Annotated in this window: 2 protein-coding genes; both read right to left on the bottom strand. The window is 73.8% G+C overall.

Features of this window, described 5'->3' with window-relative positions:
* The coding region (locus D7Y13_RS28650) for a non-ribosomal peptide synthetase (RefSeq protein WP_120630832.1) at nt 1–4,749 on the bottom strand (4,749 nt) is incomplete at its 3' end.
* Nucleotides 4,746–12,461, bottom strand: coding sequence for a non-ribosomal peptide synthetase (locus tag D7Y13_RS28645; RefSeq protein WP_208734500.1), 7,716 nt, complete (start codon nt 12,459–12,461; stop codon nt 4,746–4,748). The genes D7Y13_RS28645 and D7Y13_RS28650, both read right to left, overlap by 4 nt.
* Nucleotides 12,462–12,495 lie beyond the last annotated feature (34 nt).

Genomic DNA, 12,495 nt, shown 5'->3' with positions numbered 1-12,495 from the left:
CCGCCCCACCCCGTGCGCGCGCAGCCGGGCCGCGAGCGCCCAGGCCTCGTCCCGCAGCGCGCCATAGGTCAGCGTCCCATCCACCGCCACGACCGCGGGACGCCCGGGCTCGCGCGTCGCCTGCGCATCGAAGCGGGAGACCACCGTCTCCTCGTCGGACGGCGCGTGCCCCCCAGGCGAGCGCTCCGCCAGCAGCCGCGCACGCGCACCTGGCGACAGCAGGCGCAGCGTGTCCAGCCGCGCGCCAGGCCGCGCCAGTGCATCCGCGAGCAGCGCCTCGTACGCGTCGAACAGGCGGGCCACGGTCGCGGCCTCGAACAGGTCCGTGGAGTACTCGATGGCCACCCCCATCCCCTGCGCCCGCTGGAGCACGGTGAAGGTGAGATCGAAGGTGGACGTGCCCGACTCCAGCGGCACCTCACGGGCATCCACGTCCGCGAAGGCCCCCTGTGCCGTGCCCTGTTCGTTGAGCACGAACATCGCCTGGAACAGCGGCGTGTGCGCGGTGCTGCGCGGCGGTTGCAGGTGCTGCACCAGCCGGTCGAAGGGCAGGTCCGCGTGGCTGAAGGCCTCCACACAGGTGGTCTTCACGCGCGCCACCAGCGCTTCGAAGGACAGCCCGGGGCTCACCGCCGTGCGCAGGACGAGCGTGTTGATGAAGCAGCCCACCAGCGCTTCGGTCCCCGCCACGCCCCGTCCCGCGATGGGCGTGCCCACGAGGATGTCGTCCTGACGCGCATGCCGGGCGAGCACCGCCTGGAACGCCGCGAGCAAGAGCATGAAGGGCGTGACGTCCCAGGCGCGGGCCCGCGCAGGCAACGCGGCGGTGAGCGCCGACGACAGCTCGAAGTGGAGCGTCCGGCCCCGGTCCGTGCGCATCACAGGGCGCGGGAAGTCCAGGGGCAGCTCCAGCACCGGCAACGGCCCGGCCAGCTTCGCCTCCCAGTACGCGAGCTGCGGCGCCAGCAGTTCCTGGGCCCACAGCCGCTGCTCCCACACGGCGTGGTCCGCGGGCTGGTACGGCAGCGCGGGCAACAGGGCCGGCGTGCCCATCCGCTCCCCGGCATAGAGCGCCGCCGCGTCGCGCAGCAGCACCTGGATGGAGGCGCCGTCCGCGACGAGGTGGTGCATGGACAGCACCAGCCAGTGCTCACCCGCGTCCAGGGTGTAGAGCTGGGCGCGGAAGGGCGCCTCGTGCTCCAGCGCGAAGGGCGCGCGGATGAAGCGGGTGGCCCGCTCCACCACCCAGGCCTCGCGGACCTGACGGTCCACGCTGGAGGCATCCACGCTGGAGGCGTCCACGCGCTCCAGCACGAAGTCCACCGGGGCGAACGACTGGACGGGTTCGCCCTCCACCAGCGCGAAGCGCGCTCGCAATCCCTCGTGGCGGGCCGTCAGCGCACGCAGGGTCCGCTCCAGCGCCTCCGGCTCCAGCGCCCCCGTGAGCTTCAGCGCCGTGGCGAGGGTGTAGAACGCGCTGCCCGGCGCCAGTTGCTCCAGGAAGTACAGCCGCTGCTGCGCGGAGGACAGCGGCAGCGGAGAGACGCGCGGCTGGGGTTCCACCGAAGGCAGGCGGAGCAGGCCGCGCGCCGCGTCCAGCCGCGCCGCCAGCTCCTCCACCGTCGGCGCCTCGAAGAGGGCGCGCAGCGGCAGGGACACGTCGAAGAGCGCCTCCACCCGGGAGCGCAGCCGCATCGCGAGCAGCGAGTGCCCGCCCAACTCGAAGAAGCCCCGCCGCACGTCCCGCACCGGCACGCCCAGCAGCTCCTCCCACAGCACGCACAGCCGCGCTTCCGTCTGCGTCCGGGGTGCTCGCGCTCCGGCACCCTCCGTGCCCTGCGCGAGCCCGGCGGTCCGCAGGGCCGCGCGGTCCACCTTCCCATTGGGCGTGAGCGGCAGCTTCGGGAGCACCGACCAGAGCGACGGCACCATGTATTCGGGCAGGTGCTCCAGCAGCGCCGCGCGCAGGGACGACGGCCCCAGCGTCCGTCCCTCGCGGGGCACGACGAAGCCCGCGAGCTGCTGTCCGCCCGTCGCGTCCTCGCGGGCCATCACCAGCGCGTCCGCCACGTCCGGAAGGGCCCGCAGTCGGGCCTCCACTTCCCCCAGCTCGATGCGGAAGCCGCGCACCTTCACCTGGTGATCCAACCGGCCCAGGTACTCCAGGCGCCCGTCCGCCAGCCAGCGCACCCGGTCCCCGGTCCGGTACATCCGGCCCCCGGGCTCGCGGCCGAAGGGATCCGGTACGAAGCGCTCCGCGGTGAGGTCCGGCCGCAGCAGGTAGCCCCGCGCCAGGCCATCGCCCGCGAGGAACAGCTCGCCCGGCACGCCCAGCGGCACGGGCCGCCACGAAGCATCCAGCACATAGGCGCGGGTGTTCTCCAGCGGCCGGCCCACGGTGGGCGCGCGCGCCTCGTCCCGGGGCACCAGCTCCCACGTCGAATACGTGGTGTCCTCCGACGGCCCGTAGAGGTTGTAGACGCGCTCCACCTGCCCGAGCGCGTAGAGCCCGTCCACGGTGCGCCGGGGCAGCGCCTCGCCCGCCAGGTTCACGCCCCGCACCGAGCGCGGCAGGCCCCCCACGCGCAGCAGCTCCGCCATGGCGGAGGGCACCGTGTTGACGAGCGTCACCTCGTCGCGCCGCGAGAAGGTGGGCAGCTCCAACACGCTGCCCACCACCAGCACCCGGCCGCCGTGCGCCCAGGGGACGAACATCTCGAACACGGACAGGTCGAAGCAGACGGAAGTGGCGGCGAGCACCCCGTCCAGCAGCGCCGGAGGAAAGACGCCCAGCGCCCACGTCAGCAGCAGCGCCGCGCTCCGGTGCTCGATGGCCACGCCCTTCGGCCGGCCCGTGGAGCCTGACGTGTAGATGAGGTACGCGAGCCCGCCCGGAAGACAGCGCGGCGCGAGCGGCGCGTCGGACTCCTCCAGGAGCAGGCCCTCCAGGTCCTCCAGCAACAGGGTCGCGGGCCGCGCCTCCGGCAGGGCCGCGAGCACCGCGCGCTCGCTGATGACCAGCGCCGACGCGGAGTCCTCCAGCAGGTACGCCAGCCGCTGCGCCGGGTAGTGCGGATCCAACGGCGCGTACGCGCCTCCGGCCTTGAGCACCGCGAGCAGCACCACCGGCAGCTCCACCGTGCGCCGCAGGCACACGCCCACGCGCACCTCCGGCCCCACGCCCCGCCCCATCAAGTGCCGAGCAATCCGGTTGGCCCGGCGCTCCACCTCCGCGTACGTCCACGCGCGCGTGTCGTCCGCCACGGCCACCGCGTCCGGGGTGCGCCGGGCCTGCTCTTCGAAGCGGGTGTGCAGCAGCGCGCCGTCGCGCGGCAGGGCGCCGGGAGGACTCCAGGTGTCCAGCAGCAGCGCCGCTTCCGCCGGAGGCAGCAGCGGCAGTGCGTCCAGTGGCTCCCCGGGCGCCGCCAGCACCACGCCCAACAGCCGCTCGAAGTGGACGAGCCAGCGGTCCATCGTGGCCGGCTCGAACAGCTCGCGGCTGTACTCGAGCTGGCCGAGCAACCCCTCCGGCGTCTCCTTCAGGGAGAGCGTCAGGTCGAACTTCGCGGAGTGGCTCTCGATGTCCAACGGGCGGAGCACCAGCCCCGGCAACTGGAACTCGCCCTCGGGCAGGTTCTCCAGCACCAGCATCACCTGGAACAGCGGGTTGCGACCCAGGTCTCGCGGCAGGCCCAGCGCCTCGACCAGCTGCTCGAAGGGCAGCGCCTGGTGCGCGTAGGACTCCAACGTCACGGCCTTCACCCGCCGCGCCAGTTCGCGGAACGAAGGCCTGCCGGCGAGCGACACCCGCAGGGCCAGCGTGTTGGCGAAGAAGCCCACCACGCCCTCCAGCTCCCGGCGCGGCCGGCCCGCGATGGCCGTGCCCACGACGACGTCCGTCTCTCCCGTGAAGCGGTTCAGGCACGCGCTGAAGGCCGCGAGCAACGTCATGAACGGGGTGACACCCTCCTCCTGCCCGAAGCGCCGCACTTCGTCGGACAGGGCACGGGGCAGCGCGAACGCGCGCGTGGCGCCGCGGTGACTGGAGCGGGCCGGACGCGGATGATCCGCGGGCAGCTCCAGGGGACGCAGCGCTCCGCCCAGCCGCTCACGCCAGAAGTCCAGGTGCTGGCGCGGGGCCTCGGAGCGAAGCCACGCCTCCTGCCACTCGGTGAAGTCCACGTACTGGAGCTCCGGCTCCGGCAGCGCGGGCGGCCGGCCCTCGCACCGCGCGGCGTACAGCGCGGCCAGCTCGCGGGTCATCACCCCCACCGACCATCCGTCGCAGATGATGTGGTGCAGCACCAGCAGCAGGACGTGCTCGGCGCCGTCCAACGCCACGAGCACCGCGCGCAGCAGCCCCGGCTCGGTGAGGGTGAACGGAGCATCCGCCTCCCGGGTGCAGAGGGCCCGCAGCGCGGCCTCCCGCTCCCCGGGGGGAAGCCCGGTCAGGGACACGCGCGCGAGTGCCACGGGCCGGGGCGGGTGGATGAGCTGCACCACCTGCTCGCCCTCCTCCGCGAACGCGGTCCGCAGCGCTTCGTGGCGCTCCACGAGCGCGTCCAGGCTCGCGACCAGGGCGTCCTCGCGCAGCGAACCCGTCAGCCGCAGGGCGAAGGGCATGTTGTAGGTCGCGAGGCCCGGCTCCAGCCGGTCCAGGAACCACAGCCGCCGCTGCGCGGACGATGCAGGGAAGACGAAGGCCTCGTCGGCCTCCAGGGCCACCGCTGGCTGTTCGAGCGCACTCACCGCTTGACCTTCCGTCCCTGCCGCGAGGCGCGGCCAATCCGTTCCGCGTCCACCCCCGGCGCACCCGCGTCGCGAAGGGCCACCACCACCTTCGCCAGCCCCGCCACCGTCGGGTGCTCGAACACCTGGCGCAGCGGCACGTCCACTCCCAGGGCGTCGCGCACCCGCGCCACGAGCTGGGTGGCCAGCAGCGAGTGCCCCCCGAGCGTGAAGAAGTCCTCCGTGGCGCCCACCCGCGGCAGCGCGAGCACGTCCGAGAACACGCGCGCGAGCGCTTCCTCCAGCTCGCCGACGGGCGCGACGAACTCCTCTTCCGTCGCGCGCTCCGGAGCCGGCAGCCGGGCGCGGTCCACCTTGCCGCCCGGCGAGATGGGCAGCGCGTCCAGGCACACGTACGCGCCCGGGACCATGTAGTCCGGCAGCCGGCTCTTCAGGAACGCCCGCAGCGTGGGGCCCGTGGGGCGCGTCCCGCCGCGCGGCGTGACGTAGACCACCAGCCGCTTGCCGGCCGGGGGCTCCTCGCGCACCGTCACCACCGCGTCCTTCACGTCCGGGTGCGCGCTGAGCGCGGTTTCAATCTCCCCCAGCTCGATGCGGAAGCCGCGCAGCTTCACCTGGTGGTCGCTGCGGCCCAGGTACTCCACCATGCCGTTCTCCAACCGGCGGGCCACGTCCCCCGTGCGGTACAGCCGACCTCCGGGCTCCGGGGAGAAGGGATCCGGGATGAAGCGCTCCGCGGTCAGCTCCGGCCGCCGGTGGTAGCCCCGGCCCACGCCCATCCCGCCGATGAAGACCTCGCCCGACACGCCCCGCGCCACCGGCTGGAGGTGCGCGTCCAGCACGTGCACCCGCATGTTGGGGATGGGCAACCCCAGGGGGACCTCGTGCGTCTCCAGCACCACCGGGTCCAGTGCGTTCAGGTCGCACGAGGTGGCGATGACGGTGGTCTCCGTGGGGCCGTAGGAGTTGAACATCCGGACGGACCGGCCCACCACGCGCAGCCACGCCTGCACGCGCGAGGGGAGGATCTTCTCCCCTCCAGACACCACCACGCGCACCGACGGCGGCAGCGTGAGCGTTCCCCGCGCCAGCTCCGCGGTCAGCTCCGCCCAGAGCGCGGCGGGCATGCTCAAGTATTCAATGCCCCACGCGTGCACCTTCGCCGTGAAGCCCGCGACGGAGTCCAGCGTGTCCGGTTCGCGGATGACCAGCGTGCCGCCCACGAAGAGGCAGGGGAAGATCTGCTCCACGCTCATGTCGAAGCTGATGGAGGACAGCAACAGCGCGCGGTCCCCCTGACGCAGTCCGTACACCCGCGCCGCCGCGTCGCTGTAGTTGACCAACGCGACGTTGGGGACCATCACCGCCTTGGGCACGCCCGTGGAGCCCGACGTGTAGATGAGGTACGCGAGCGAGTCCGGCCCGCCCACGCGCGGCGGAGCCTCCACCGGCTGACGCCCCAGGGCCTCCGCCTCGCGCTCCCACAAGAGGCACGCCACCCCCTCGGGCGGGGACGTCACGCCCAGCAGGTGCTCGCGCGTGACGAGCACCCGCGCCCCCGAATCGCGCAGCATGAACGCCAGCCGCTCGGGCGGGTAGACCGGATCCAGCGGCAGGTACGCCGCCCCCGTCTTCAGGACGCCCATGAGCGTCACCAGCAGGTCCAGGGACGGCTCCAGGCAGATGGCCACCACGCTCTCCGGCCCCATGCCCCGCTCGCGCAGCGCCCACGCGACCTGGTTCGCCCGCGCATCCCACTCGCGGAAGCTCAGCCGCACGCCCTGATGCTCCAGCGCGGGCGCGTCCGGCCGCAGCAGGGCCTGCCGCTCCAGCAACTCGCGCGCGAGCCCGGGCTCCACCGGCGTCGCCTTCCTGTTCAGCGTGTCGAGGAAGCGGCGCTCCTCCGGCGGCAGCACGGGCAGCTCGCGCAGCCGTGCCCGAGGCCGCGCCACCAGCCCTTCCAGGAGCACCTGGAAGGCGCGCGCCAGGCGCTCCACCGTCACGGGCTCGAAGAGGTCGGTGTTGTATTCGAAGGTGTAGTCCAGCCCGTCCGGCGACTCGCTCATCGCCAGCGAGAGGTCGAACTTCGCGGTCGCCGTGGAGACCTCGCGGGACTCCATCCGCAGCCCCGGCAGCTCCACGGCGCCGCCGGGCGCGTTCTGGAGCACGAAGAGCACCTGCACCAGCGGGGACTGGCTCAGGTCCCGCTCCACGCCCAGCCGCTCCACCAGCACGTCGAAGGGCAGCGCCTGGTGCGCGTAGCCGGCCAGCACGGTGCGTCCCACGCGCTCCGCGAACACCTCGAAGGGCTCTTCCGGATCCACGTCCGCGCGCAGCGCGAGCGTGTTGACGAAGCACCCCAGCACGCCCTCCACCTCCTGGCGGGTGCGGTTCGCGATGGGCGTTCCCACGATGACGGTGCGCTGTCCGGTGTAGCGGTGCAGCAGCGCCTGGAAGGCCGCCAGCAGCGTCATGAACAGGGTGCGTCCCCCACCCCGTCCCAGCGCCTCCAGGCCTCGCGCCAGCGCGGGCGGGAGCGTCCCGGAGAGCAGCGCGCCCCGCGTCGTCTGGACGGCCGGGCGCGGCCGGTCCGTGGGCAGGCGCAGCGGCGGCGGGCGCTCGCCCAGGTGCGCCTTCCAGAAGGTGAGGTCCTCCTCCAACGTCCGCGCACCGGCGCCCTCACGCTGCCAGACCGCGTAGTCCGCGTACTGGATGGGCAGCGGGGCCAGGGCCTCCGCCACGCCCGTCACCCGCGCCGCGTAGGTGCGCGCCAGCTCCTGGAGGAGCAGCTGGATGGACCACCCGTCCGCGACGATGTGGTGCATCGCCACCAGCACGACGTGCCGCTCCGCGGACAGGCGATAGAGCCGCACGCGCAAGAGCGGCCCCGTGGCGAGGTTGAAGGGACGCCGCGCCGCTTGCGCCAGCACGTCCTCGTCCAGGGCGCCGGACACCTCCTCCCGCTCCAGGGTGAAGGCCATCGTCGGGTGGATGACCTGGACGCACTGGCCTTCGTGCACCGCGAACGTGGTGCGCAGCGCTTCGTGACGGTCCACGAGCTGACGGAACGCGCCGTCCAACGCGTCCTCGTCCAGGCGCCCCTCCAGCCGCACCGCGCCCGCGATGGTGTACAGGGGGCTGCCCGGCTCCAGTTGATCCAGGAACCACAGGCGCTGCTGCGCGGACGACGCGGGCAGGGGCCCGGTGCGCGCTACGGCGGGGATGCGGGCCGCTTCCCCGGACGGCGTGCCCGCCGACGTCAGCACCCGCGCGAAGTCCTCCAGCACCGGGTGTTCGAACAGGAGCCGCAGCGGCACCTCCAGGCCCAGTTGCGCGCGCAGCCGCGAAGCCACCTGGGTCGCGAGCAGGGAGTGCCCGCCCAGCTCGAAGAAGTCCTCCGAGGGCCGCGCCACCGGCACGCCCAGCACCTGGGACCAGATGCGCGCCACGCCCCGCTCGGGATCCGTGAGGGGACGCGAGGCCTCCACCACGACGGCCTCATGCGAGGCCGCGAGCGCCGCGAGCGCCTTGCGGTCCGTCTTGCCGCTCACCGTGAGCGGCAGCGCGTCCAGGGGCACCAGCAGCGACGGCACCATGTACGCGGGGAGCTTCGCCTTGAGGGCCTCGCGCAGGGCCGCCAGCTCTAGATGGGTGCCCGCGCGCGCCACGACGAACGCCGCCAGCCGCTTGCCCTCCCGACCGTCGTCCAGCGCCGCCACCACGCAGTCCGCCACGCCGGGCTGCCGGCCGAGGACGACCTCCACCTCGCCCGTCTCCACGCGGAAGCCGCGGATCTTCACCTGTTGATCCACGCGGCCCAGGAAGTCCACCTGTCCGTCCGGGAGCCAGCGCGCCAGGTCGCCCGTGCGGTACATGCGCTCGCCCGGCGCGAACGGGTTGGGCACGAAGCGCTCCGCGGTCAGGTCCGGCCGGCCCAGGTAGCCGCGCGCCAGCCCCACGCCGCCCACGCACAGCTCGCCGGGCGTTCCCGGCGGCACGAGGTTGAGGTGCGCGTCCACCAGGTACACGCGGTAGTTGTCCACGGGCGGCCCGATGGGGACCTGCGTGTAGCGCCGCCAGTCCCGGGTGAAGAGGGCCGTGGTGTTGAGGCAGGCCTCGGTGGGTCCGTAGTAGTTGACCAGGGTGGAGATGTCCGCGTGGCGCTCCACCAGCTCCACCACGCTCGCGCCCAGCACGTCCCCGCCGAAGCAGAGGTAGGGGACCTTCAGCTTCCCCCGGGCGCTGCCATGCTCCAGCAGCCCCTTGAGCAGCGCCGGCACCGAGTCCACCACGTCGATGCGGTGCTCCACGACGTAGGCGTGGAGCGCCTCGGGCGACACCAGCGTGTCGTACGTGGGCAGGAAGAGCGCGTCGCCCCGCATCAGCGGCAGGAAGAGCTGGTGCACGGAGACGTCCACCGCGGGCGACACCAGCAGCATGTGCCGCAGGCTTCCGGCCGGAGCGAACATCCGCCGCAGCCACGACACCTGGTTGCACAGCGCCCGGTGCTCCATCATCACGCCCTTGGGCGTGCCCGTGGTCCCCGAGGTGTAGATGACGTACAGCAGGTCCCCGGGCCCGTTCACGCAAGGCAGCGGCGCGGCGTCCCCGCCCTGCGCTGCCTCCCCGTCCAGCACGCACCGCGCCCCCTCGAAGCGCACGGCCGGGTGCGCCACGTCCTCCAGCAGCCAGCGCGCGCCCGCGTCCCGCAGCAGCAGCGCGGTGCGCTCCGGCGGGTGCGCCGGATCCAGGGGCAGCCACGCGCCGCCCGCCTTCACCACCGCGAGGATGCCCACCACCATCTCCACGCACGGCCGCGACAGCACCGCCACCACCGCCTCGCGCCCGACGCCCAGCCCCCGCATCCGCCTCGCCAGCGCGTTGCTGCGAGCGTCCAGCTCCCGGTACGTCAGCCCCTGGCCCTCGTGCCACACGGCCAGCGCCTCCGGGTGGAGCGCCGCCTGCTCCGCGAACAGCGCCCCCACCGTCTGGTGCGGCGGGTAGTCGTGGTGCGCGGTGTGGAAGCCCGCGCGCAGCCGCGCCTCTTCGTCAGGAGGAAACAGGGACAGGTCGCGCAACGCCGCCTGGGGGCGTGACACCATCGCCTCCAGCAGGCACCCGAAACGCCGCGCCATCCGCTCGATGCGCTCGGCGTGGAAGAGGGACCGGCGGAAGCTCCACTCCAGCCGGAGGGGGCCGTCCTCACGCACCAGCGCCGTGAGGGTCAGCTCCACCTTCGACGTGGGCAGGGGCGGCGCCAAACGCTCCAGGCCCAGGCTGGCCCCCGCCTCCAGCTTCTGCGGGCCGTCCTCCTGGAGGCTGAACAGCACGTCGAACAGCGCCCCCCGCGCGGTGCCAGCGCCCTCCTGGGCCTGCGCCGCGACATGAGCGAAGGGCAGCTCCTGGTTCGCGAGCGCGTCCTGCGTGGTGCGGGAGACCCGCGCCAGGAACGCCAGGGCGGAGTCCTCCTCGCGGACGGTGTTGCGCAGCACCACCGTGTCCATGAACAGGCCCACTGCGTCCCGCAGCTCCGGGTGCCCGCGGCCGAGCACCGGCACCCCCACCGCCACGTCGCGGGTGGCGCCATGGCGGGACAGCACCATCGCGAAGGCCGCCAGCAGCCCGTTGAACAGCGTGGTCCCCTGGCGCTGGCACAGCTCGCGCAGCCGCGCCGTGAGCTCCAGGGACAGCTCCACCGTCCGGGCGTCGGCCTCCAGCGAGGCGTCCTGGGTGCGCGGTCCGTCCGAGGGCAGGTCCAGCGGCGGAGGCGGCGGCGTGAGCACCTGGCGCCAGTGCGCGGCCTGCGCCCGCAGCTCCGCGGACTCCAGGCGCTCGCGCTGCCATGCGGCGGCGACCCGGGGCCCGGGGCCCGGGGGCGGAAGTGAAGCTCCGGCGTACAGCGCCACCAGCTCCCGGAGCACGAGCTCCACCGACGCCGCATCGGAGATGAGGTGGTGCAGGTCCACGAGCAACAGCGCGGGTCCGTCCGCGCGCTCCACCAGGGCCGCCCGGAACAGCGGCGCCGCCGCGAGGTCGAACGGCCGCGCGAAGCGGCGCGCCAGCGTGGGCACGTCTTCTCCGGACGTCAGGCGCTCCAACTGGAAGGGCACCGACGCGGCCACGCGCTGGCGGACTTCGCCGTCCACGAACACGAAGGACGTGCGGAACGCCTCGTGCCGGTGGATCAGCGCTCTGAGCGCCTCCTCCAACCGACCCGCGTCCAGCGCGCCCGTCAGCGCCAGCGCGCCCGTCATGTGGTAGCGCGAGTCGTCCGCGCCGCCCCGGGCCTGGAGCACGTAGAGCTGCGCCTGCGCCGCCAGGACGGGGTGGTGCTCGGCGTCCGCGACCCGGGGCAGCGGAGCCCACGCCGGCGCGGCCGCGTCCACCCGCTCCGCGAGGGCGCGGACCGTGGGCGCGTGGAACACGTCCACCAAGGACACCCGCCGGCCCGTGTGCTCCGTCACCTGGTGCGCCAGTCGCACCGCGAGCAGCGAGTGGCCGCCCTGCTCGAAGAACGAGTCCGTCACGCCCAGGGCCTGCGCGCCCAGCACCCGCTCGAAGAGCGGCAGCAGTCGGGCCTCGGTCGGCGTGGCCGGCGCGACGCGCGGCGCGTCCTCCCGCCCCTGCCCGGGCACCCACACCAGCGCGTTGCGGTCCACCTTGCCGCTGGGCAGCGTGGGGAGCGTCGCCAGCGGGACGAAGTGCGACGGAACAAGGGCGGCCGGCAGCAGCCGGGCCAGGACCTCGCGAGGAGGCCGCACCGGCTCCTGGGGCACATAGAACGCCACGAGCACCGGCCCCGCGACGGCATCCGGCCGCACCACCACCACCGCGGCCGAGGCCAGGCCCGACGTCACCAAACAGGCTTCAATCTCTCCGGGCTCGATGCGGTGGCCGCGCAGCTTCACCTGGTGGTCGCTCCGGCCGTGGTGCTCCAGCTCGCCGGAAGGCAGCCACCGGGCGCGGTCGCCGGTGCGGTACAGCCGCCCGCCCCGCGCGTGCTCGGACGCCACGAAGCGCTCCGCCGTCAACTCCGGTCGCCCCAGGTAGCCGCGGGCCAGCCCCTCGCCCGCGATGCACAGCTCCCCGACGACGCCCGGGGGCAGCAGCTCCCCGGCTGCGTCCAACACCAGCACCTGGGTGTTGAGGACCGGCCGCCCCACGTCCACGGAGGTCTTCTGCGTCAGCTCGCTCACCGTGGACCAGACCGTGGTCTCCGTGGGCCCGTACAGATTGAAGATGCGCGCGGAGGTAAGCGTCCGCGCGCGCGCCAGCAGGTGCGCCGGCAGCGGCTCGCCGCCCACGAGCAGCAGCCGCACCCCGGCCAGGGCCGCCCGCCCCACGGGGTCCTCCAACAGGAGCTGGAGGCGCGAGGGAGTGAGCTGCACCACGTGGCAGCCCGTCTCCTGGATGCGCGCCCCCAGCCGCTCCGGGGCGCGCTGGGACGCCTCGTCGGCCAGCACCACCTCGTGCCCCAACCACAGGGGCAGGAGCGTCTCCAGCGCGAAGATGTCGAACGTCGCCGTCGTGGTGCACAGGAAGCGCAGCCGCTCGCCCTCCAGCGGCAGCGCGTCCACCATCGCCGCCAGGAAGTTGGCCAGGGCCCGGTGGGGCACCTGCACGCCCTTGGGACGGCCCGTGGAGCCCGACGTGTAGAGCACGTAGGCCACGTCCTCGGGGTGCCCCGCTTCAAGGACCGTGGCAGCGGGCAACGCGTCCGTTCCCAGGCCCGCCGCGCCCTCCACC

Source organism: Corallococcus praedator (assembly GCF_003612125.1).
GTDB lineage: Bacteria > Myxococcota > Myxococcia > Myxococcales > Myxococcaceae > Corallococcus > Corallococcus praedator.
The sequence above is the reverse complement of the archived record's forward strand: the minus strand, read 5'-3'. Positions and strand labels throughout refer to the sequence as shown.